Genomic DNA, 21,895 nt, shown 5'->3' on the forward strand with positions numbered 1-21,895 from the left:
GCTGGCCGCGTTGGGCGTGCAAACGACCACGTGACGTGCAGGTTCGCCTGCCTTGCCAAAAAAAACGGCTCCCGCAGGAGCCGTTCGGTTCGAGCCCGACCGCAGCCGGTCAGACCGCCACATCCTTGGCCGTCTCGACGTATTCGTCGATCTGGTCGAAGTTCATGTAGCGGTACACCTCGCCGGCCTTTTGGTTGATGACGCCCATTTCCGTCATGTACTCCTCGACCGTGGGCAGGCGGCCCAGGCGCGAGGCGATGGCGGCCAGCTCCGCCGAGGCCAGGAACACGTTGGTGTTGCGCCCCAGCCGGTTGGGGAAGTTGCGCGTGCTGGTAGACACGACGGTGGCGCCTTCGCGCACCTGGGCCTGGTTGCCCATGCACAGGCTGCAGCCGGGCATTTCGGTGCGCGCGCCGGCGGTGCCGAAGGTGGCGTAGTAGCCTTCCTTGATGAGCTCGTTTTGGTCCATCTTGGTCGGCGGCGCCACCCACAGGCGCACCGGGATGTCACGCTGACCCTGCAGCAGCTTGGCCGCGGCGCGGAAGTGGCCGATGTTGGTCATGCACGAGCCGATGAAGGCCTCGTCGATCTTGGTGCCGGCCACCTCGGACAGCGGACGCGCGTCGTCCGGGTCGTTGGGGCAGCACAGGATGGGCTCCTTGATCTCGTTGAGATCGATCTCGATGACCGCGGCGTACTCGGCGTCGGGGTCGGCTTCGAGCAGCTGCGGGTTGGCCAGCCACGCCTCCATGGCCTTGATGCGGCGCGCCAGCGTGCGCGCGTCCTGGTAGCCGTTGGCGATCATCCACTTCAGCAGCACAATGTTGCTCTGCAGGTACTCGATGATCGGTTCCTTGTTGAGCTTGATCGTGCAGCCCGCCGCGGAGCGCTCGGCCGAGGCGTCGGACAACTCGAACGCCTGCTCGACCTTGAGGTCAGGCAGACCTTCGATTTCGAGGATGCGGCCGGAGAAGATGTTCTTTTTGCCTTTTTTCTCGACCGTCAGCAGCCCCTGCTTGATCGCGTAGTAGGGGATGGCGTGCACCAGGTCGCGCAGCGTGATGCCCGGCTGCATCTGGCCCTTGAAGCGCACCAGCACCGACTCGGGCATGTCCAGCGGCATGACGCCGGTGGCCGCGGCAAACGCCACCAGGCCCGAGCCGGCCGGGAAGCTGATGCCAATCGGGAAGCGCGTGTGCGAGTCGCCGCCCGTGCCCACCGTGTCGGGCAGCAGCATGCGGTTGAGCCACGAGTGGATGACGCCGTCGCCCGGGCGCAGGCTGACGCCGCCGCGGCTGCTGATGAAGGCGGGCAGCTCGCGGTGCATCTTCACGTCCACCGGCTTGGGGTAGGCGGCCGTGTGGCAGAACGATTGCATCACCAGGTCGGCGCTGAAGCCCAGGCAGGCCAGGTCCTTGAGCTCGTCGCGCGTCATCGGCCCGGTGGTGTCCTGGCTGCCGACGGTGGTCATCTTGGGCTCGCAGTACGTGCCCGGGCGGATGCCCTTGCCCTCCGGCAAGCCGCAGGCGCGCCCGACGATTTTTTGCGCCAGCGTGTAGCCCTTGCCCGAGTCCACGGGCGCCTTGGGCAGGCGAAACACCGTCGACGGCGGCAGACCCAAAAATTCGCGCGCCTTGCCGGTCAGGCCGCGACCGATGATGAGGTTGATGCGGCCGCCCGCGCGCACCTCGTCCAGCAGCACGTCGCTTTTGAGCTGGAAGGTGGCGATGACTTCGCCGTTCTTCTCGATCTTGCCGTCGTAGGGGTAGACGTCGATGACGTCGCCAAACTCGATCTTGCTGACGTCCACCTCGATGGGCAGCGCGCCGGAGTCTTCCTGCGTGTTGAAAAAGATCGGCGCGATTTTGCCGCCCAGCGTCACGCCACCAAAGCGCTTGTTGGGCACGTAGGGGATGTCTTCACCGGTCCACCAGATGACGCTGTTGGTGGCGGACTTGCGGCTGGAGCCGGTGCCCACGACATCGCCCACGTAGGCGACGAGGTGGCCTTTTTCCTTGAGCTTTTGCAGCACGCTGATGGGGCCGCGTTTGCCGTCTTCGTCCGGCTCGAACGGCGCATCGGGGCGCTTGTTTTTGAGCATGGCCAGCGCGTGCAGCGGGATGTCCGGGCGGCTCCAGGCGTCCGGTGCGGGCGACAGGTCGTCGGTGTTGGTCTCGCCGGGCACCTTGAACGCCGTCACCGTGATCTTGCGCGGCACTTCGGGGCGCGACAGGAACCACTCGGCATCGGCCCAGCTTTGCATGACGGCCTTGGCGTACGCGTTGCCAGCTTGCACCTTTTCGGCCACGTCGTGGAAGGCGTCGAACATCAGCAGGGTCTTTTTCAAACCCTCGGCCGCCACCGGCGCCACCTCGGGATCGTCCAGCAGGTCGATCAGCGGCTTGACGTTGTAGCCGCCCACCATCGTGCCCAGCAGCTCGGTGGCCTTGGCCTTGCTGATGAGGCCCACTTGGATGTCGCCGTGCGCCACGGCGGCCAGGAAGCTGGCCTTGACCTTGGCGGCGTCGTCCACCCCCGGCGGCACGCGGTAGGTCAGCAGCTCCAGCAGGAACTGCGGGTCTTCGCCGGCAGGCGGGTTTTTGATCAGCTCGATCAGCTCGGCGGTTTGCTGCGCGGTCAGCGGCAGCGGCGGGATGCCCAGCGCGGCGCGCTCGGCCACATGTTGACGGTAGGCTTGCAGCATGGTCGTGCTCCAGTCGGGAAAAGCATTAGGAAAGCAGGCCGCGCACCGGCTGCGGCAGCGCCACGCCGGTGGCGTGCGCGCGTTGCAGCACCTGCCAAAAATAGCGGAACGAAGCCCGGTCGTGCAAATGACCCTGGTAGGCGATCGGCGCCCACTGCGCAGCGGCGGCGCGCTCGATGATCTCGGCGGCGCGCTGCACCTCGTCCAGCGGCGGGCGCAGCGCCGTGACGATCGGCTCGATCTGGTCGGGGTGGATGCTCCACATGCGCGTGTAGCCAAACTCGCGCGCGGCGCGCTGCGCGGCGGCGGCCACCGCGGCGCGGTCACGAAACTCGGTCACCACGCAGTGCGACGGCACCTTGCCGTGCGCGTGCGCGGCACTGGCGATGTCCAGCTTGGCGCGGCGCACCAGCGGGTGGCTGAATTGGCCTTGCAGCGTCATGGCCTCGGCCGGGATGGCCCCTCCGTGCGCCGAGACAAAATCCATCAGCCCAAAGCTGAGCGAGGCCACGCGCGGGTGCGCGGCGATGTCAAACGCCCGATGCACCGCCAGCGGCGACTCGATCAGCGCGTGCAGCGGCAGCTCCGGGGCGCCGGCCGCAGCCACCGCCGCGGCGGCACGCTCGACGTCGGCCACCGACTCCACCTTGGGGATCATCAGGTGCGTCAGGCGCGCGCCCACCGCCCCGACGATCGTGGCCACGTCGGCTTCGAAGGCCGGGTGATCCACCGGGTGCACGCGCACCCCCACGCGCGGCGGCACCGGCGCGGTCCAGTCCAGCCCACGCACCAGCTCCACCACCAGCGCGGCGTGCTCGGCCTCGCCCCCCACCGGGGCGCCGTCTTCGCAGTCCAGCGTGACGTCGAAGACGCACACGCCGTCGCGCTGCGCCCACTCGGCCTGCAGCGCGAGGCTTTTGCGCATGCGCGCCTCGACCCCGGCGTAGTGGTCGCACACCGGCAGCGCGACCACACCCGCCGACGCGCCCAGCAGGACGTGGGCGGGATGCAGCGGCGCCGCGGCGGTGGTCATCGGCGTGGCTCCGGCGTCAGAGCAGGTGCGCGACGGCGGCGCGCTCTTCTTCCAGCTCGGCCAGGGTTTTGTTCAGGCACTGCTGGCTGAACTCGTCGATCGGCAAACCTTCGACGACGGTGTACTCGCCGCCCTCGCAGGTGACGGGGAAGCCAAACATCACGTCCTGCGGGATGCCGTACCAGCCCTGCGACGGGACGCCCATCGTGACCCACTTGCCTTGGGTGCCCAGTGCCCAGTCACGCATGTGGTCAATGGCGGCGTTGGCCGCCGACGCCGCCGAGCTCAGGCCACGCGCCTCGATGATGGCCGCGCCGCGCTTGCCCACCGTGGGCAGGAAAACGTTGCGGTTCCAGTCTTCGTCGTTGATCATGGCCTTGACCGACTGGCCCTCGATGGTGGCGAAGCGGTAGTCGGCGTACATGGTGGGCGAGTGGTTGCCCCACACGCACAGCTTTTCGATGCTGGAGACGGGCTTGCCGGTCTTGGCGGCGATTTGCGACAGCGCCCGGTTGTGGTCCAGCCGCAGCATGGCGGTGAAGTTCTTGGCCGGCAGGTCGGGCGCCGACTTCATCGCGATGTAGGCGTTGGTGTTGGCCGGGTTGCCCACCACCAGCACCTTGACGTTGCGCGACGCCACCGCGTTGAGCGCCTTGCCCTGCGCGGTGAAGATCTGCGCGTTGGCCGACAGCAGGTCCTTGCGCTCCATGCCCGGGCCACGCGGACGCGCGCCCACCAGCAGCGCGTAGTCGGTGTCCTTGAACGCGGTCATCGGGTCGCTGTGCGCTTCCATGCCAGCCAGCAGCGGGAACGCGCAGTCCTCCAGCTCCATCATCACGCCCTTGAGGGCTTTTTGCGCCTTCTCGTCGGGGATTTCCAGCAGCTGCAGGATCACCGGCTGGTCCTTGCCCAGCATCTCACCCGAAGCGATGCGAAACAGCAGCGCGTAACCGATCTGGCCAGCGGCACCGGTGACGGCGACGCGCACAGGCTTTTTGCTCATGGGGTTCTCCAGTTACAGGTGGGGTACAACGGCCCCGAGTGTACCCTGGTAAACCCTAGGCGTCAATTTGTCTTATGTCTTATATAAGATATGATTGCGCTTGAACAACATGGGCGCCGTCCCTGGCGCCCGTCCCGCCAACCATGACGATCGAACGCCCACCCGCACGGCGCGTCCCCAGCGCCCCGGCCGATGCCCCCGCCGGCAGCGGCGGTGTGGGCGCGCCCGCGTTCAGCCCGCTGTACCAGCAAATCAAGGCGCTGATCCTGCAAAGCCTGCAAGCCGGCGAGTGGCGCCCGGGCGACCTGATCCCGAGCGAGCAGGAGCTGGCAGCGCGCTACAAGGTCAGCCAGGGCACGGTACGCAAAGCCATTGACGAACTGGCCGCCGACAACCTGCTGGTGCGCCGGCAGGGCAAGGGCACGTTCGTCGCCACCCACGCCGAGCAGCACGTGCAGTACCGCTTTTTGCGCCTGCACCCCGACCACGGCGACCGCGCCAGCGAAGGCCCCGCCACGCGCGACATCCTGGCCTGCCGCCGCGTGCGCGCCAGCGCCGACGTCGCCGCCGCGTTGCAGCTGCGCGCCGGCGAAACCGTCGTGCAGGTCACGCGTGTGCTGGGCTTGGGGGGCGTGCCCACGATTTTGGAAGACCTGTGGCTGCCCGGGCAGGCCTTTCGCGGGCTGACGATGGACACGCTGACCGCCTACGCCGGCCCCATGTACGCGCTGTTCGAGAGCGAATTTGGCGTGCGCATGGTGCGCGCCGAGGAGCGCCTCAAGGCCGTCGCGGCCAGCCCGGCGGCCGCCGCGCGGCTGGCGGTGCCGGCTGGCACGCCGCTGCTCAGCGTCGAGCGGCTCGCCTACACCTACAACGGCGTGCCGATGGAGCTGCGCCGCGGCCTGTACCGCACCGACCGGCACCACTACCGCAACGAACTCAGTTGAGGCACTGCAGTCATGTTGCATTGCAATAGAATCCGACAGTTTCCCGTCAGTGAACTGACCGACGATCGCGGCCCGCGCGTCGCGCGCTGACGGCAGCGAGCGCGGCCCCACCCCAGGAGAACCCCCATGACGCCCATGCGACCTGCGCGGCCCGAGTTTCGCAACATCAACGCCTTCAAAGACCTCACCACCTACCGGCTGCCGGTGGCCGGCTGGGTGTCCATCCTGCACCGCGCCAGCGGCGGGCTGATGTTCCTGCTGTTGCCGTTCGTGGTGTGGATGATGGACGCCTCGCTGTCGTCGGAGCTGTCGTACGGTGCGTTCACCGCCGCTTTTGACGCGGGCGTTGGTTTCGTACCCGGTTGGTTCCTCAAACTGGTGGTGCTGGCGCTGATCTGGGCTTACCTGCACCACTTCTGCGCCGGCGTGCGTCACCTGATCATGGACGCCACGCACAAGGTGGACAAGGCGTTTGGCCGCTCGTCGGCCATTGTCACGCTGGTGGTCAGCCTGGCGCTGACCGCGTTGCTGGGCGCCAAGCTGTTCGGCCTGTACTGATCCACTCGACGGAGTAACGACAAATGGCAGTCAACTACGGCTCCAAGCGCGTCGTCACCGGCGCGCACTACGGTTTGCGCGACTGGCTGGTGCAGCGCATCACGGCGGTGCTGATGGCGCTGTTCACGCTGGTGCTGCTGGCGCAGGTCGTCGTCCACGCCGGGCCGCTGGGCTACGAGGGCTGGGCCGGCATCTTCGCCGCGCCGTGGATGAAATTCCTCACCTTCGCGGTGGTCGTCGCGCTGGCGTGGCACGCCTGGGTCGGCGTGCGCGACATCTGGATGGATTACATCAAGCCCGTGGGGCTGCGTCTGGCCCTGCATGTGTTCACCCTCGTCTGGCTGGTCGGTTGCACGGGCTGGGCGTTTCAAGTGCTGTGGAGGCTGTAAGCCATGACCGTCGTCACCACCAACCTTCCCCGTCGTCGCTTCGACGTCGTCATCGTCGGCGCGGGCGGCTCGGGCATGCGCGCCTCGCTGCAGCTGGCGCGCGCCGGCCTCAACGTCGCGGTGCTGTCCAAGGTTTTCCCCACCCGCAGCCACACCGTCGCGGCCCAAGGCGGCATCGGCGCGTCCTTGGGCAACATGTCCGAGGACAACTGGCACTACCACTTCTACGACACCGTCAAGGGCTCGGACTGGCTCGGTGACCAGGACGCCATCGAGTTCATGTGCCGCGAGGCGCCCAAAGTGGTGTACGAGCTGGAGCACATGGGCATGCCGTTCGACCGCAACCCGGACGGCACCATTTACCAGCGCCCCTTTGGCGGCCACACCGCCAACTACGGCGAAAAGCCCGTGCAGCGCGCCTGCGCCGCCGCCGACCGCACCGGACATGCGATGCTGCACACGCTGTACCAGCAAAACGTGGCGGCGCGCACGACGTTTTTTGTCGAGTGGATGGCGCTGGACCTGATCCGTGACGCCGACGGCGATGTGGTGGGCGTGACCGCGCTGGAGATGGAAACCGGCGACATCTACATCCTGGAAGCCAAGGCCACGCTGCTGGCCACCGGCGGCGCCGGACGCATCTACGCCGCCAGCACCAACGCCTTCATCAACACGGGCGATGGCCTGGGCATGGCGGCGCGCGCCGGCATCCCGCTGCAGGACATGGAGTTCTGGCAGTTCCACCCGACCGGCGTGGCCGGCGCCGGCGTGCTGCTGACCGAAGGTTGCCGTGGCGAAGGCGCGATCCTGCTCAACGCCAACGGCGAGCGCTTCATGGAGCGCTACGCCCCGACGCTGAAAGACCTGGCGCCGCGCGACTTTGTCAGCCGCTGCATGGACCAGGAGATCAAGGAAGGGCGCGGCTGCGGTCCCAACAAGGACTACATCCTGCTCAAGCTCGACCACCTGGGCCCCGAGACCATCCACAAGCGGCTGCCCTCGGTGTACGAAATTGGCATCAACTTCGCCAACGTCGACATCACCAAAGAGCCCATCCCCGTGGTGCCGACGATCCACTACCAGATGGGCGGCATTCCCACCAACATCAACGGCCAGGTGGTGGTGCCGGACGGCCAGGGCGGCCAGAAGATTGTCAACGGCCTGTACGCGGTGGGCGAGTGCTCCTGCGTCAGCGTGCACGGCGCCAACCGGCTGGGCACCAACTCGCTGCTGGACCTGCTGGTGTTTGGTCGTGCCGCGGGCAACCACATCGTGGCCAACCTGGACCGTGGCCGCGAGCACAAGCCCCTGCCCAAAGACGCCGCCGACCGCACGTTGGCCCGCCTGGCGCGGCTGGAGAGCTGCCGTGACGGCGAATACGCGCAAAACGTCGCCAACGACATCCGCGCCACGATGCAGCAGCACGCGGGCGTGTTCCGCACCCAGGCCAGCATGGACGAAGGCGTGCGCAAAATCAACGCCATCCGCGAGCGCGTGGCCCACATCGGTCTGAAGGACACCTCCAAGGTGTTCAACACCGCGCGCATCGAGGCGCTGGAGGTGGAAAACCTGATCGAGGTGGCGCAGGCGACGATGACTTCGGCCGCCGCGCGCAAGGAGTGCCGCGGCGCCCACACCGTCAAGGACTACGAGCGCCCGGCCGACGACCCCGAGTGCCCGCTGGGCCGCAACGACAAGGAGTGGATGAAGCACACGCTGTGGTTCAGCGACGGCAACCGCCTGGAGTACAAGCCGGTCAACCTCAAGCCGCTGACCGTGGCGTCCATCCCGCCCAAGGTGCGCACGTTCTGACGCCGCCGTCCCTACGCCGGAGACCACCGACATGGCCACACGCACATTCAAAATCTACCGTTACGATCCGGACAAGGACGCCAAGCCTTACATGCAGACGCTGCAGGTGGAGCTGACCACCGAGCGCATGCTGCTGGACGCCTTGGTCAAGCTCAAGGAGATCGACCCCACGCTGTCGTTCCGGCGCTCCTGCCGCGAGGGCGTGTGCGGCTCCGACGCGATGAACATCAACGGCAAAAACGGCTTGGCGTGCCTGACCAACCTGCGCACGCTGCCCGACACGATCGTACTCAAGCCGCTGCCGGGGCTGCCCGTGATCCGCGACCTGATCGTGGACATGACGCTGTTTTTCAAGCAGTACCACTCGATCAAGCCGTACCTGATCAACGACACGCCGCCGCCCGAGAAAGAGCGGCTGCAGTCGCCCGAGGAGCGCGAGGAGCTCAACGGCCTGTACGAGTGCATCCTGTGCGCGAGCTGCTCCACCAGCTGCCCGAGCTTCTGGTGGAACCCGGACAAGTTCGTCGGCCCGGCCGGCCTGCTGCAGGCCTACCGCTTCATCGCCGACAGCCGCGACCAGGCCACCGCCGAGCGGCTGGACAACCTGGAAGACCCGTACCGCCTGTTCCGTTGCCACACGATCATGAACTGCGTGGACGTGTGCCCCAAGAGCCTCAACCCGACCAAGGCCATCGGCAAGATCAAGGAGCTGATGGTGCGCCGCGCCGTTTGAGGCCTTGCCGGAGCCCGGGGCCATGGACGACCGCACGCCGCTGGATGAGCGCGAGCTGGCGCGTCTGCGCTGGCGCTGTCGCCGTGGCCTGCTGGAAAACGACCTGTTCATCGAGCGCTTTTTCGCGCGCCACGGCGACACCCTGACGGTGCGGCAGGCGCGCGGCCTCGCGGCGCTGATGGACCTGGCCGACAACGACTTGCTGGACCTGCTGCTGCGCCGCCGCGAGCCCGAAGGCGCGCTGGCCACGCCCGAGGTGATCGAAGTGCTGGCGTTGCTGCGCACCCCCAACCCCCACGACAACCCACCCACCGCCACGACGAGCAAGGACTCCCCATGAAACTGCAAGCCCACAAGGCCACCCTGTCGTTCTCGAACGGCGCGCCCAGCGTCGAGCTGCCGATCTACTCCGGCACGATGGGGCCGGACGTCATCGACATCCGCAAGCTGTACGCCCAAACCGGCATGTTCACCTACGACCCGGGCTTTTTGTCCACGGCGTCGTGCCAGTCGGCCATCACCTACATCGACGGCGACAAGGGCGAACTGCTGTACCGCGGCTACCCGATCGAGCAGCTGGCCACGCAGTGCGACTACATGGAAACCTGCTACCTGCTGCTGTACGGTGAGCTGCCCAACGCGCAGCAAAAAGCCGAGTTCACCGAGCGTGTGACCAAGCACACGATGGTGCACGAGCAGATGCAGTTTTTCCTGCGCGGGTTCCGCCGTGACGCGCACCCGATGGCGGTGCTGACCGGCCTGGTGGGCGCGATGTCGGCCTTCTACCACGACAGCACCGACATCAACAACCCCGAGCACCGCGAAATCGCCGCCATCCGCCTGATCGCCAAGATGCCCACGCTGGTGGCGATGGCGTACAAGTACGGCATTGGCCAGCCCTACATCTACCCGCGCAACGACCTCAGCTACGCGGGCAACTTCCTGCGCATGATGTTCGCCACGCCGTGCGAGGACTACACCGTCAACCCGGTGCTGGAGCGGGCGATGGACCGCATCTTCATCCTGCACGCGGACCACGAGCAAAACGCCTCCACCTCCACCGTGCGTCTGTGCGGCAGCTCCGGCACCAACCCGTTTGCGGCGATCGCCGCCGGCGTGGCCTGCCTGTGGGGCCCGGCCCACGGCGGCGCCAACGAGGCGTGCCTCAACATGCTGGAAGAAATCCAGGCCATGGGCGGCGTGGCCAAGATCGGCGAATTCATCGCCAAGGTCAAGGACAAGTCCTCGGGCGTGCGCCTGATGGGCTTTGGCCACCGCGTTTACAAAAACTACGACCCGCGCGCCAAACTGATGCAGGAGACCTGCCACGAGGTGCTGGGCGAGCTGGGCCTGGACAACGACCCGCTGTTTGCGCTGGCGCGCAAGCTGGAGCAAATCGCGCTGGAAGACGACTACTTCGTGCAGCGCAAGCTGTACCCCAACGTCGACTTTTACTCCGGCATCGTGCAGCGCGCCATCGGCATCCCGGTCAGCCTGTTCACCGGCATCTTCGCGTTGGCGCGCACCGTGGGCTGGATCGCCCAGCTCAACGAAATGCTGGCCGACCCCGAGTACAAGATCGGCCGCCCGCGCCAGTTGTTCACCGGCGCGGCGCGACGCGACGTCCAGCCGATCGAGCAGCGCTGATGCCCCACGGCCGCACCTGGCTTGCGGCCGTCGCCTTGGGCACCGATCGACGCCACGGCCTACAATCGTAGGCCGTTTTTATGCCGCCACAGGCCTCACCCTGCACACGCCAACCACCATGGGCCGCACGCTGTACGACAAGATCTGGGACGAACACGTCGTTCACACCGAAGAGGACGGCACCGCCATCCTCTACATCGACCGCCACCTGGTGCACGAAGTCACCAGCCCGCAGGCGTTCGAAGGCCTGCGGCTGGCAGGGCGCAAGCCGTGGCGCGTCAGCTCCATCGTCGCCACCGCCGACCACAACACCCCCACCACCGGCTGGGAGCTGGGCTACGACGGCATCACCGACCCGATCAGCAAAGAGCAAATCATCACGCTGGACGCCAACATCCGCGCCTTTGGCGCCGCGGCGTACTTCCCGTTCCTCAGCCCGCGCCAGGGCATCGTGCACGTCATTGGCCCGGAAAACGGCGCCACGCTGCCGGGCATGACGGTGGTGTGTGGCGACAGCCACACCAGCACGCACGGCGCGTTCGGGGCGCTGGCGCACGGCATCGGCACCAGCGAAGTCGAGCATGTGCTGGCCACGCAAACGCTGCTGGCCAAAAAAGCCAAAAACATGCTGATCCGCGTGGAGGGCGAGCTGCCGCAGGGCTGCTCGGCCAAGGACATCGTGCTGGCCATCATCGGCAAGATCGGCACCGCCGGCGGCACCGGCCACACGATCGAGTTCGCCGGCAGCGCCATCCGCGCGCTCAGCATGGAAGGCCGCATGACGGTGTGCAACATGGCCATCGAAGCGGGCGCGCGCGCCGGCTTGGTGGCGGTGGACGACAAGACCATCGAGTACGTGCGCGGTCGGCCGCTGGCGCCCAGCGGCGCCGAGTGGGACCAAGCGGTGGCCCACTGGCGCACGCTGCACTCCGACCCCGACGCCCACTGGGACGCGGTGGTGGAACTCGACGCGCGTCAGATTCTGCCGCAGGTGACGTGGGGCACCTCGCCCGAGATGGTGGTGCCGGTGACCGAACGCGTGCCGGACCCCGAGCGCGAGCGTGACCCGGTCAAGCGCGCCGCGATGGAGCGCGCGCTGCAGTACATGGGCCTGACGCCAGGCAAACCGATCACCGACATCACGGTGGACAAGGTGTTCATCGGCTCGTGCACCAACAGCCGCATCGATGACCTGCGCGAGGCCGCCGCGGTGGTGCAAAAACTCGGGCGCAAGGTGGCGCGCAACGTGCGCCAGGCGCTGGTGGTGCCGGGCTCCGGTCAGGTCAAGTCGCAGGCCGAGCGCGAAGGCCTGCACGAGATCTTCCGCGCCGCGGGCTTCGAGTGGCGCGAACCTGGCTGCTCGATGTGCCTGGCGATGAACGCCGACCGGCTCGAGCCGGGCGAGCGTTGCGCCAGCACCAGCAACCGCAACTTCGAAGGCCGTCAGGGTGCCGGCGGACGCACCCACCTGGTCAGCCCGGCGATGGCCGCCGCGGCCGCCATCCACGGCCATTTTGTCGATGTCCGCCAGTTTGCCTGAGACGTTCAGACACGAGGGGAATGCAGATGCAACGGCTGATCGTGACCCTGCTGGCCAGCGCCGGCCTGTGGCTGGCGGGCTGCAACACCGTCCAAGGTTTGGGCAAAGATATTCAAAAAGGTGGCCAGGTCCTGCAAGACGCGGCCAAAAAATAAATGGAACGCTTCACCATCCACCGTGGGATCGTCGCGCCCATCGACCGCGAAAACGTCGACACCGACGCCATCATCCCCAAGCAATTTCTGAAGTCGATCCACAAAAGCGGCTTTGGGCCGCACCTGTTTGACGAGTGGCGCTACCTGGACCCGGGCTGGCCCGGCAAGGACCCGGCCACGCGCCAACCCAACCCAGACTTCGTGCTCAACCAACCGCGCTACCAGGGTGCCTCGATCCTGCTGGCACGCAAGAATTTTGGCTGCGGCTCCAGCCGTGAGCACGCGCCGTGGGCGATCCAGCAGTACGGTTTTCGGGCGCTGATCGCGCCGAGTTTTGCCGACATCTTTTTCAACAACTGCTTCAAAAACGGCCTGCTGCCGATCACCTTGCCCGAAACCACGGTGGACCAGTTGTTCCACGAGGTGGCGGCGTTTGCCGGCTACGAGCTAACCATCGACCTGCAGCGCCAGGTCGTCGTCAAGCCCGACGGCACCGAAATCGGCTTCGACGTGCAGCCGTTTCGCAAGTACTGCCTGCTCAACGGCTTGGACGATATCGGTCTGACGCTGCGCCACGCGGACAAAATCCGCGCCTTCGAAGCCGAACGTCTGGCACGCTTTCCGTGGCTGGCGCGCACCTGGGTCGGCTGACCGACCGCGGCCCCTCCAACCCATGGGCGGCCCCGGCGCCGCCCGTTGTCGACACCGTTGTTGCCCACACGCCCATGAAGATCGCTATTCTGCCCGGTGACGGCATCGGCCCCGAAATCGTCGCCGAAGCCGTCAAAGTCCTGCGGGCCCTCGCGCTGCCGCTGGAGATGGAAACCGCCCCGGTAGGCGGTGCCGCCTACGAGGCCGCTGGCCACCCGTTGCCGGAGGCGACGTTGCGGCTGGCCCAGCAGGCCGACGCCGTGCTGTTTGGCGCCGTGGGCGACTGGAAGTACGACACGCTGCCGCGCCCGCTGCGGCCCGAGCAGGCCATCTTGGGGTTGCGCAAGCAACTGGGGCTGTTTGCCAACTTCCGCCCGGCCTTGTGCTACGAGCAGCTCACGCACGCCTCCAGCCTCAAGCCCGAGCTGGTGGCTGGGCTGGACATCCTGATCATCCGCGAGCTCACCGGCGACATCTACTTTGGCCAGCCGCGGGGACGGCGCGCCGCGCCGGACGGCCCGTTTGCCGGCGCCGAAGAGGCGTTCGACACGATGCGTTACAGTCGGCCCGAGGTCGAGCGCATCGCGCGCGTGGCGTTCGAGGCCGCGCGCCAGCGCCGCGGCAAGGTCACCAGCGTCGACAAAGCCAACGTGCTGGAGACCTTCCAGCTCTGGAAGGACGTCGTCACCGAGGTGCACCGCGACTACCCCGACGTCGAGCTCGACCACATGTACGTGGACAACGCTGCGATGCAACTCGTCAAGGCGCCCAAGAAGTTCGACGTCATCGTCACCGGCAACATGTTCGGCGACATCCTGTCGGACGAGGCGGCGATGCTGACCGGCTCCATCGGGATGCTACCGTCGGCCAGCCTCAACGAGCGCGGCCAAGGGCTGTACGAACCCAGCCATGGCAGCGCCCCCGACATCGCCGGCAAGGGCGTGGCCAACCCACTGGCCACCATCCTGTCGGCGGCGATGATGCTGCGCTACTCCCTCAAGCAGCCCGAAGCGGCCGCTCGCATCGAGGCCGCCGTGCAGCGCGTGCTGGCGCAAGGCCTGCGCACCGCCGACATCGCCAGCCCCGGCTGCACCGTGGTCGGCACGGCGCAGATGGGCGACGCGGTGGTCCAGGCGCTTGGGTGATGGCGGCGCGGTCAGCCTGCGGTCAGCAAGGCTACGCTACAATGAAACGATGACGATGATGGCCCCCTCCTCTGCGGCACCGGCTGGATGCACTGCCAAGCGCACGGCGGTGGTGGCGCGCGCCATCATCAAAACCACGACCACGATTACCGGCTGACACCAGCCTGGTTCGTCGTGCGCCCACCCCGGCCTGACGAGCCGGGCAGTAGCAAGGAACCTTCCACCTCCTCCACTGAAAGGGCACACGCGATGAGCAATGTTGGCAACCTGGTCGGCCTGGTCGGCTGGCGCGGCATGGTCGGCTCGGTCCTGATGGACCGCATGCAGGCCGAGGGTGACTTCGACCTGATCGAGCCGGTGTTTTTCTCCACCTCCAACGCCGGTGGCCCCGCACCGGCGCAAGCCAAGACGCACCGCACGCTGCGCGACGCGCACGACATCCAGGCACTGGCGCAGTGCGACATCATCATCACCTGCCAGGGCGGCGACTACACCAAAGCGGTGTTCCCCCAGCTGCGCGCCGCCGGCTGGCAAGGGCACTGGATCGACGCCGCCAGCGCCCTGCGCATGGAGCCCGACGCCGTCATTGTGCTCGACCCGGTCAACGAACACGTGATCCGCAAGGCGCTGGCCAACGGCGGCAACAACTGGATCGGCGGCAACTGCACCAACTCGATCCTGCTGATGGGCCTGGGCGGGCTGTTCCGCGAGAACCTGGTCGAGTGGGTCAGCTCGATGACCTACCAAGCCGCCAGCGGCGCCGGCGCCAACAACATGCGCGAACTGCTCAAGGGCATGGGCGTTATCCACGCCGCGGTGGCCGACGAGCTGGCCGACCCCGCTTCGGCGATTCTGGAGATCGACCGCAAGGTGGCCAAGGCCATCCGCGAGGATGTGCCAACCGAGTTCTTCGGTGCGCCGCTGGCGGGCAGCCTGATCCCCTGGATCGACGTGCAACTGCCCAACGGCCAGTCCAAGGAAGAGTGGAAGGGCCAGGCCGAGGTCAACAAAATCCTGGGCACCACGCAGACCATCCCGGTCGACGGGTTGTGCGTGCGCATCGGCGCGATGCGCTGCCACAGCCTGGCGCTGACCGTCAAGCTCACGCGCGATGTGCCGCTGCCGGAGGTCGAGGCCATCATCCAGAGCGGCAACCCGTGGGTCAAATGGGTGCCCAACGACCGCGCGATCACCGTGCGCGAGCTCACCCCGGCGTCGATCACCGGCACGCTGCAAGTGGGCGTGGGCCGCGTGCGCAAGCTCAACATGGGGCCGCAGTACCTGTCCGCGTTCGTGATTGGCGACCAACTGCTGTGGGGCGCGGCCGAACCGCTGCGGCGCATGCTGCGCATCCTGCTGGGCGCCTGAGCGCCCGGCCCCAGGCGCGCGCCGTTGTGTCGGGGCAACGGTTGACCCCACCGCGGGCGCGGCGGCGCGGGCCGGCCCCGTGACGCCGCGCGCACCGCGCCGCCCTGCGGTACTATGATGGCGGCATCGTGCACGCACCGTGCGCCGGTGCGGCCATTCCTGCCGAGGAGCGCCCGTGTCCATGCTCGAACGTCACCCTCCGACGACGCCGCCCGCGCGTGGCTGGCGTCATGTCGCGCTCGCGGCGGCCCTGAGCCTGGGCGTGGCCAGCAACGCCTGGGCGCTGGCGTTGGGGCGCGTCAGCGTGCAGTCGCCGCTGGGCGAGCCGCTGCGCGCCGAAATCGACATCCCGGCCATCACCGACGCCGAAGCCGCCACCCTCACGTTGGAGATCGCGGGGCCCGAACGCTACCGCTCCACCAGCCTGGAGTGGGCCCCGTGGCTGCGTGACGTCCAACTGGAACTGCAACGCCGGCCCGATGGCCGCACGGTGGTGCTGGTGCGCAGCAACCGGCCGATCACCGAACCGTTTTTGGATCTGGTCGTCGTGGCCCGCTGGGCGGGGGGCGAACTGTTGCGCGGGTACACGTTGTTGTTCGACCCGCCCAACCTGCGCCCCCCCGCGCCCGTGGTGCCGATGGTGGGCGCACCGCCGGCCGGGCCGGAGCAGCCGGCTACGGCGCCCGCACCCGCGGCTGCGGTGGCGCCGGCCACCCCGCCCGCCCCTGCAGGGGTGCGCGGCGCGGCCGCGCCGCCGCCCCAGCGCCCCGCGGTGACGGCGGACGAGCGGCGCGTCAAGGTTCGGCCGGGCGACACCGCCGGGCGCCTGGCGCAGGCGCATCGGCCGGCCGATGTGACGCTGGAGCAAATGCTGGTGGCCATGCTGCGCGCCAACCCGCAGGCGTTCATCCGGGGCAACGTGCACCTGCTCAAAGCCGGCGCGGTGCTCGACATGCCCGACGCCGAGGCCGCGCGTGGCGTCGACGCCGGCGAGGCACGTCGGCTCGTGGCCGCCCAGACCCAGGATTTCGACGCCTACCGCCGGCGTTTGGCGGCGGCAGCCCCCGCGCAGCGCAGCGACGCCCCGGGCCAGCAGGCGCAGGGTGGCGTCGAAGCCGCCGTGGCCGACACCAAGCCGCAGGCCAACGCCGCGGACAAGCTCACCCTGAGCAAACCCGGCGCCGATGACGCCGCGGCCCGCGTGATGGCCGAACGCCAGCAGGCCGAACAACAACAGCGCGCCGCCGAGCTGGAACGCAACCTGCGCGAGCTGGAGCAGCTGCGCCAGCAAGCGCAGGCCACGCCGCCGGCCAGCGCCGATGCGCCGACCACGCCCCCGCCCGCAGCCGAGGCCCCGGCCGCCCCACCCGCGGCCAACGAACCCGCCCCTGCACCCGCACCGTCGGCACCCGCCGCCCCACCGCCGCCCGCGGCGGCGGCCGTGCCGGCACCGGCAGCCCCGCCCGCCCCGCAGGAAGGCCCGGTGCAGGCGGTGCTGCAACACCCCTGGACGCTGCCCGGCGCCGGCGCGGTGGTGGTGTTGTTGGGGGCGCTCGCGGCGCTGCGCTGGCGCCAGCGCCGCCGGCAGGCCGCCACCGACGACGAAGGGCCAGCCGCCGCGGCCGTTGCGGCGACCGAGCCCCTGGCCCACGAAGCCGACACCGCGGCGCCGGCCGACGCGCTCGACACCGACGCCCCGGTCGACCCGGTGGCCGAAGCGGACGTGTACCTCTCGTACGGCCGCGACGCCCAGGCCGAGGACCTGTTGCGCGAAGCGCTGCAGGCCGACCCGCAGCGGCTCGACGCCCGGCTCAAGCTGCTGCAGATCCTGGCCCAGCGCCGCGACACCGCAGGCTTTGAAGCCGAAGCGCGCGCGCTGCAACCCTTGGCCGACGCTGCCACGTGGGCGCAGGTGTGCGAGCAAGGGCGTGCCCTCGACCCCGACAACCCGCTCTACGGACCGGGTGCGGGCTCTGGCGACGCCAGCGCGTCGGCGCCCGCCGCCGAAGACGAATTGCCGACGCTGGACTTGGCGCTGGACACGGTGGACGCCACCGCGCAGGCCGGCGACTCGGCGCTGGACGTCGACGTGGCGCTGGACAGCACGCTGGGTGCGGACAACGACGCCCCCGCCGCGGCCGCACCGACGGCGCCGCCCACCGACACCGAGCCGAGCCCACAGGCGGCGACCGACGACCTCGGGCTGGACTTCGACCTTGACCTCGCGCCCGCGGCGGCGGCTCCGGCCGAAACCCCACCTGCGCCCGCCACACTGCCGCCGGAGGTGGCGGAGCTGTCGCTGGACCTGCCGGTGGACGAAAGCACCGAGGCTGCGCCGCTGCCAGAGTTGCCGGCGCAAGCGGCACCCGAGCCCTCCAGCGAGGAAGGCGTCGCCAGCGCCGAACCCGCCATCGACCAGGACCCGCTGGAAACCAAGCTGTCGCTGGCGCGCGAATTCGAGGCCATCGGCGACGTCGACGGCGCGCGCATCCTGGCCGAAGAGGTGCTGGCCGAAGCGCAGGGGGCGCTGCGTGAGCGTGCCCAGGCCTTCCTGGCGCAGCTGGGCTGACGCCGCCACGGCATGACGGCACGCATCGCGCTGGGCATCAGCTACCTGGGCACGGCCTACCAGGGCTGGCAAAGCCAGCCCAGCGGGGCCACGGTGCAGGATCACCTGGAGCGTGCGCTGGCGGCCTTTGCGGCTGTGCCCACGGTGGCCACGGTGTGCGCCGGCCGCACCGACACCGGCGTGCACGGCCTCAACCAGGTGGTGCACTTCGACGCGCCGGTGACGCGCGAGCTGTTTTCGTGGGTGCGGGGGGTCAACCGCTACCTGCCACCCGACATCGCGGTGCAGTGGGCCCGCACCGTGCCGTCCACCTTTCACGCGCGCAACAGCGCGCGCGCGCGCCGTTACGCCTACGTGCTGCTGGAATCACCGGTACGCCCCAGCGTCGAAGCCGGGCGCGTCGGGTGGGTGTTTCGGCCGTTGGCGCTGCAGCCGATGCAGCAGGCCGCGCAGCACCTGCTGGGCGAGCACGACTTCAGCGCCTTTCGCGCCGCGCAATGCCAAGCCCACTCCCCGATCAAAACCTTGTACCGCATCGACATCGCGCGCCGCGGCCCCTATTGGCGCTTCGACTTCGAGGCCAACGCGTTTTTGCACCACATGATCCGCAACATCATGGGCTGCCTGATCGCGGTGGGCCAGGGCCTGCGTCCGCCGTCGTGGCTGGCCGAGGTGCGCGACGCCCGCCGGCGCGACGTCGCCGCCCCCACCTTCGCCCCGGATGGGCTGTACTTCCTGGGACCACGCTACGACGCGGCGCTCGGGTTGCCCGAGCGCACCCCCGCGTTCGACTGGCTGCCGCTGTAACCCCGCCCACCCCATGCCACACCGCACCCGCATCAAAATCTGTGGCCTCACGCGCGAGGCCGACGTCGAACACGCCGCCGCCGCGGGCGCCGACGCGGTGGGGTTCGTGCTGTACGCGGCCAGCCCGCGCGCTGTCACGCCGCAGCGCGCCGGGGCGTTGGCGCGGCGCTTGCCGGCGTTCGTCACCCCGGTGCTGCTGTTCGTCAACGCCACCGCGGCCGAGGTCGACGCCGCGCTGCAGGCGGTGCCGCACGCGGTGCTGCAATTCCACGGCGACGAAACCCCAGCCCAGTGCGCCGCGCTGGCGCGGGGGCGCGCCTGGCTGCGGGCGGCGCGCATTCCCCTGGGGGCCGGCGCGGCTGGCTTCGATCTTCTAGAATACGCCGATCGGTTCGCTGCCGCGGCCGGGCTGGTGGTCGACGCCCAGGTGCCCGGCTATGGCGGTGGCGGCCATGCCTTCGACTGGAACGCGCTGCCGTGGTCACACCCTCGACTTCGCGCCGCCGCTCGGGTCGTTTTGTCTGGTGGACTCACACCCGCAAATGTGACCGATGGCGTGCGGCTCGTGCGCCCTTGGGGCGTTGACGTCTCGTCGGGCGTCGAAGCCGCCAAGGGCGTCAAAGATGCCGCGCTCGTGTCCGCCTTCATCGCCGCCGTGCGGCGCGCGGACGCTGAGCTTGCCAACACCCCTTCGTGACCCCACCATGACCACGTACTCCCTTCCCGACGCCCAGGGCCACTTCGGCCCCTACGGCGGGCGCTTCGTCAGCGAAACGCTGACCCACGCCATCGACGAGCTGTGCGCCGCCTACGAACGCTGGCGCGCCGACCCCGAATTCCAGCGTGAGTTTCAGCACGAGCTCAAGCATTTCGTTGGCCGGCCCTCGCCGATCTACCACGCGGCGCGCCTCAGCCGCGAGCTGGGCGGCGCGCAAATCCTGCTCAAGCGCGAAGACCTCAACCACACCGGCGCGCACAAAATCAACAACGTCATCGGCCAGGCGATGCTGGCGCGGCGCATGGGCAAGCCGCGCGTCATCGCCGAAACCGGGGCCGGCCAGCACGGCGTGGCCACCGCCACCATCTGCGCCCGCTACGGGCTGGAGTGCGTGGTGTACATGGGGGCTGAGGACGTCAAGCGCCAAAGCCCCAACGTCTACCGCATGAAGCTGCTGGGCGCCACCGTGGTGCCGGTCACCTCGGGCAGCCAGACGCTCAAGGACGCGCTCAACGAAGCGCTGCGCGACTGGGTGACCCACGTCGAGCGCACGTTCTACATCATCGGCACGGTGGCCGGCCCGCACCCCTACCCGATGATGGTGCGCGACTTTCAAAGCGTCATCGGGCAGGAATGCCTGCAGCAGATGCCCGAGATGCTGGCCGAGCTGGGGCTGCCCGGCCACGGCGGTCCGCACCCGGACGTGGTGGTGGCCTGTGTCGGCGGTGGCAGCAACGCCATGGGCATTTTTTACCCCTACATCCCGCACGAGCAGGTGCGCCTGGTGGGGGTGGAGGCGGCGGGCGCAGGGCTGGACAGCGGGCGCCACGCCGCCTCGCTGCAGCGCGGCGCGCCCGGGGTGCTGCACGGCAACCGCACCTACGTGCTGCAAAACGCGGATGGTCAAATCACCGAAACGCACAGCATCAGCGCGGGGCTGGACTACCCCGGCGTCGGTCCGGAGCACGCGTGGCTCAAGGACAGCGGGCGCGCCCAGTACGTGGGCGTGACCGACGACGAGGCGCTGGCGGCGTTTCACCGCTTGGCGCGCACCGAAGGCATCATTCCCGCGCTGGAGTCCAGCCATGCGGTGGCGTACGCGATCAAGCTTGCCCCGACGCTGCGGCCCGACCAGACGATTCTGGTCAACCTCTCGGGCCGGGGCGACAAGGACATCGGCACCGTGGCGGACCTCAGCGGCGCGGACTTTTACTGCCGCCCGAGCTGCCGCGGCCAGGCCGTCAAAACCGCCGGAGGTGCCCGATGAGCCGCCTTGCCCCCACGTTCGAGCGCCTGCGCGCGCAAGGGCGGCGCGCCCTGATCCCGTTTGTGACCGCAGGCTTTCCTGACCCCACGCTGACCCCGGCCGTGCTGGACGCGCTGGTGGCCGGCGGGGCCGACGTCATCGAGCTGGGCGTGCCGTTTTCCGACCCGATGGCCGACGGCCCCGTGATCCAGCGCGCCGGCGAGCGGGCGCTGGCCGCCGGCGTGGACCTGGCGCGGGTGCTGGCGATGGCGCACGACTTCCGCGCCCGCCATGCGGATGTGCCGCTGGTATTGATGGGCTACGCCAACCCAATCGAGGCCTGGGAGCTGCGCCACGGCGCGGGCAGCTTCGCACGCGCCGCGGCGCAGGCCGGCGTCGATGGCGTGCTGGTGGTGGACTACCCGCCCGAGGAATGCGCCGAATTTGCCGCCACGCTGCGCGCGCACGGGCTGGACCTGATCTTTTTGCTCGCGCCCACCAGCACCGAGGCGCGCATGGCCCAGGTGGGCGCGCTGGCCAGCGGCTACGTGTACTACGTGTCGCTCAAAGGCGTCACCGGGGCGGCGCACCTGGACACCGCCGCGGTGGAGGCGATGCTGCCGCGCATCCGCGCCCACGTGCGGGTGCCGGTTGGGGTGGGCTTTGGCATCCGCGACGCCGCCAGCGCCCAGGCGGTCGGCCGCCACGCCGACGCGGTGGTGATCGGCACACGCCTGATCCAGGTGCTGGACGAGGCCCCTCCGCAGGCGGCGGCTGGGGCGGCCCAAGCGCTGGTGCGCGAGCTGCGCGCGGCGTTGGACGCCCTGCCCCCCCTTGGCGCGGCTGGCGCATAATCGCGGCCACGACGGC

General features: G+C 69.0%; 20 protein-coding genes. 17 read left to right on the forward strand and 3 right to left on the reverse strand.

The features are described 5' to 3' along the window. Positions 1-109: 109 nt before the first annotated feature. From acnB to EDC36_RS03850, 3 genes are read right to left on the reverse strand one after another with little or no spacing between them, the layout of a single operon-like run. Complete coding sequence (acnB, locus tag EDC36_RS03840) at positions 110-2,704, reverse strand: bifunctional aconitate hydratase 2/2-methylisocitrate dehydratase (protein WP_132961932.1); 2,595 nt, start codon at positions 2,702-2,704, stop codon at positions 110-112. A 25-nt stretch (positions 2,705-2,729) separates the two neighbouring features. Next, positions 2,730-3,737, reverse strand: coding sequence for an HpcH/HpaI aldolase/citrate lyase family protein (locus tag EDC36_RS03845; RefSeq protein ID WP_132961933.1), 1,008 nt, complete (start codon positions 3,735-3,737; stop codon positions 2,730-2,732). 16 nt (positions 3,738-3,753) lie between these two features. Further along, positions 3,754-4,740, reverse strand: a complete 987-nt coding sequence (locus EDC36_RS03850) for a malate dehydrogenase (RefSeq protein ID WP_132961934.1) — start codon at positions 4,738-4,740, stop codon at positions 3,754-3,756. A 143-nt stretch (positions 4,741-4,883) separates the two neighbouring features. Between EDC36_RS03850 and EDC36_RS03855 the strand changes: the two genes are divergently transcribed. The 17 genes from EDC36_RS03855 to trpA all read left to right on the forward strand — a co-directional run bounded on the left by EDC36_RS03855 (position 4,884) and on the right by trpA (position 21,879). After that, positions 4,884-5,687 (forward strand): GntR family transcriptional regulator, encoded by an 804-nt coding sequence (locus EDC36_RS03855; protein ID WP_132961935.1) that lies wholly within the window; start codon positions 4,884-4,886, stop codon positions 5,685-5,687. A gap of 126 nt (positions 5,688-5,813) precedes the next feature. Beyond that, complete coding sequence (gene sdhC, locus EDC36_RS03860) at positions 5,814-6,245, forward strand: succinate dehydrogenase, cytochrome b556 subunit (protein ID WP_132961936.1); 432 nt, start codon at positions 5,814-5,816, stop codon at positions 6,243-6,245. Between the two features lie 23 nt (positions 6,246-6,268). Continuing rightward, positions 6,269-6,634: a succinate dehydrogenase, hydrophobic membrane anchor protein gene (gene sdhD / locus EDC36_RS03865; protein WP_132961937.1), complete on the forward strand. Its 366-nt coding sequence runs from the start codon at positions 6,269-6,271 to the stop codon at positions 6,632-6,634. A 3-nt stretch (positions 6,635-6,637) separates the two neighbouring features. After that, positions 6,638-8,446, forward strand: coding sequence for a succinate dehydrogenase flavoprotein subunit (sdhA, locus tag EDC36_RS03870; protein WP_132961938.1), 1,809 nt, complete (start codon positions 6,638-6,640; stop codon positions 8,444-8,446). Between the two features lie 31 nt (positions 8,447-8,477). Beyond that, positions 8,478-9,179, forward strand: coding sequence for a succinate dehydrogenase iron-sulfur subunit (locus tag EDC36_RS03875; protein WP_132961939.1), 702 nt, complete (start codon positions 8,478-8,480; stop codon positions 9,177-9,179). A 22-nt stretch (positions 9,180-9,201) separates the two neighbouring features. Beyond that, positions 9,202-9,519, forward strand: coding sequence for an FAD assembly factor SdhE (locus tag EDC36_RS03880; protein WP_132961940.1), 318 nt, complete (start codon positions 9,202-9,204; stop codon positions 9,517-9,519). Beyond that, a complete protein-coding gene (locus EDC36_RS03885; protein ID WP_132961941.1) occupies positions 9,516-10,826 on the forward strand; it encodes a citrate synthase in 1,311 nt (436 codons plus the stop codon). The genes EDC36_RS03880 and EDC36_RS03885 overlap by 4 nt, the downstream gene beginning before the upstream one ends. Positions 10,827-10,944: 118 nt before the next feature. After that, a complete protein-coding gene (gene leuC / locus EDC36_RS03890; protein WP_132961942.1) occupies positions 10,945-12,366 on the forward strand; it encodes a 3-isopropylmalate dehydratase large subunit in 1,422 nt (473 codons plus the stop codon). Between the two features lie 20 nt (positions 12,367-12,386). Then, complete coding sequence (locus EDC36_RS03895; protein WP_207895037.1) at positions 12,387-12,521, forward strand: entericidin A/B family lipoprotein; 135 nt, start codon at positions 12,387-12,389, stop codon at positions 12,519-12,521. Beyond that, positions 12,522-13,172, forward strand: coding sequence for a 3-isopropylmalate dehydratase small subunit (gene leuD / locus EDC36_RS03900; RefSeq protein WP_132961944.1), 651 nt, complete (start codon positions 12,522-12,524; stop codon positions 13,170-13,172). A 74-nt stretch (positions 13,173-13,246) separates the two neighbouring features. Then, on the forward strand, positions 13,247-14,317 hold the full coding sequence (gene leuB / locus EDC36_RS03905; protein WP_132961945.1) for a 3-isopropylmalate dehydrogenase: 1,071 nt from the start codon (positions 13,247-13,249) through the stop codon (positions 14,315-14,317). A gap of 249 nt (positions 14,318-14,566) precedes the next feature. Then, on the forward strand, positions 14,567-15,685 hold the full coding sequence (gene asd, locus EDC36_RS03910; protein WP_132961946.1) for an aspartate-semialdehyde dehydrogenase: 1,119 nt from the start codon (positions 14,567-14,569) through the stop codon (positions 15,683-15,685). A gap of 181 nt (positions 15,686-15,866) precedes the next feature. Further along, on the forward strand, positions 15,867-18,254 hold the full coding sequence (locus tag EDC36_RS03915; protein WP_243646472.1) for a FimV/HubP family polar landmark protein: 2,388 nt from the start codon (positions 15,867-15,869) through the stop codon (positions 18,252-18,254). A 12-nt stretch (positions 18,255-18,266) separates the two neighbouring features. Further along, positions 18,267-19,061, forward strand: coding sequence for a tRNA pseudouridine(38-40) synthase TruA (truA, locus tag EDC36_RS03920; protein WP_132961948.1), 795 nt, complete (start codon positions 18,267-18,269; stop codon positions 19,059-19,061). Between the two features lie 13 nt (positions 19,062-19,074). Beyond that, positions 19,075-19,758, forward strand: a complete 684-nt coding sequence (locus EDC36_RS03925; RefSeq protein WP_132961949.1) for a phosphoribosylanthranilate isomerase — start codon at positions 19,075-19,077, stop codon at positions 19,756-19,758. Between the two features lie 7 nt (positions 19,759-19,765). After that, positions 19,766-21,046, forward strand: coding sequence for a tryptophan synthase subunit beta (gene trpB, locus EDC36_RS03930; protein WP_132961950.1), 1,281 nt, complete (start codon positions 19,766-19,768; stop codon positions 21,044-21,046). Further along, a complete protein-coding gene (gene trpA, locus EDC36_RS03935; protein WP_132961951.1) occupies positions 21,043-21,879 on the forward strand; it encodes a tryptophan synthase subunit alpha in 837 nt (278 codons plus the stop codon). Before trpB ends, trpA begins: the two co-directional genes overlap by 4 nt. The last annotated feature ends 16 nt before the right edge of the window (positions 21,880-21,895 follow it).

The sequence above is a fragment of the Tepidimonas ignava genome, from assembly GCF_004342625.1.
Taxonomy (GTDB): domain Bacteria; phylum Pseudomonadota; class Gammaproteobacteria; order Burkholderiales; family Burkholderiaceae_C; genus Tepidimonas; species Tepidimonas ignava.

Bases quoted from the DNA above. Each gene is read 5' to 3' on its own strand.
- acnB (WP_132961932.1), bottom strand. From the start codon at position 2,704: ATGCTGCAAGCCTACCGTCAACATGTGGCCGAGCGCGCCGCGCTGGGC.
- EDC36_RS03845 (WP_132961933.1), bottom strand. From the start codon at position 3,737: ATGACCACCGCCGCGGCGCCGCTGCATCCCGCCCACGTCCTGCTGGGC.
- EDC36_RS03850 (WP_132961934.1), bottom strand. From the start codon at position 4,740: ATGAGCAAAAAGCCTGTGCGCGTCGCCGTCACCGGTGCCGCTGGCCAG.
- EDC36_RS03855 (WP_132961935.1), top strand. From the start codon at position 4,884: ATGACGATCGAACGCCCACCCGCACGGCGCGTCCCCAGCGCCCCGGCC.
- sdhC (WP_132961936.1), top strand. From the start codon at position 5,814: ATGACGCCCATGCGACCTGCGCGGCCCGAGTTTCGCAACATCAACGCC.
- sdhD (WP_132961937.1), top strand. From the start codon at position 6,269: ATGGCAGTCAACTACGGCTCCAAGCGCGTCGTCACCGGCGCGCACTAC.
- sdhA (WP_132961938.1), top strand. From the start codon at position 6,638: ATGACCGTCGTCACCACCAACCTTCCCCGTCGTCGCTTCGACGTCGTC.
- EDC36_RS03875 (WP_132961939.1), top strand. From the start codon at position 8,478: ATGGCCACACGCACATTCAAAATCTACCGTTACGATCCGGACAAGGAC.
- EDC36_RS03880 (WP_132961940.1), top strand. From the start codon at position 9,202: ATGGACGACCGCACGCCGCTGGATGAGCGCGAGCTGGCGCGTCTGCGC.
- EDC36_RS03885 (WP_132961941.1), top strand. From the start codon at position 9,516: ATGAAACTGCAAGCCCACAAGGCCACCCTGTCGTTCTCGAACGGCGCG.
- leuC (WP_132961942.1), top strand. From the start codon at position 10,945: ATGGGCCGCACGCTGTACGACAAGATCTGGGACGAACACGTCGTTCAC.
- EDC36_RS03895 (WP_207895037.1), top strand. From the start codon at position 12,387: ATGCAGATGCAACGGCTGATCGTGACCCTGCTGGCCAGCGCCGGCCTG.
- leuD (WP_132961944.1), top strand. From the start codon at position 12,522: ATGGAACGCTTCACCATCCACCGTGGGATCGTCGCGCCCATCGACCGC.
- leuB (WP_132961945.1), top strand. From the start codon at position 13,247: ATGAAGATCGCTATTCTGCCCGGTGACGGCATCGGCCCCGAAATCGTC.
- asd (WP_132961946.1), top strand. From the start codon at position 14,567: ATGAGCAATGTTGGCAACCTGGTCGGCCTGGTCGGCTGGCGCGGCATG.
- EDC36_RS03915 (WP_243646472.1), top strand. From the start codon at position 15,867: ATGCTCGAACGTCACCCTCCGACGACGCCGCCCGCGCGTGGCTGGCGT.
- truA (WP_132961948.1), top strand. From the start codon at position 18,267: ATGACGGCACGCATCGCGCTGGGCATCAGCTACCTGGGCACGGCCTAC.
- EDC36_RS03925 (WP_132961949.1), top strand. From the start codon at position 19,075: ATGCCACACCGCACCCGCATCAAAATCTGTGGCCTCACGCGCGAGGCC.
- trpB (WP_132961950.1), top strand. From the start codon at position 19,766: ATGACCACGTACTCCCTTCCCGACGCCCAGGGCCACTTCGGCCCCTAC.
- trpA (WP_132961951.1), top strand. From the start codon at position 21,043: ATGAGCCGCCTTGCCCCCACGTTCGAGCGCCTGCGCGCGCAAGGGCGG.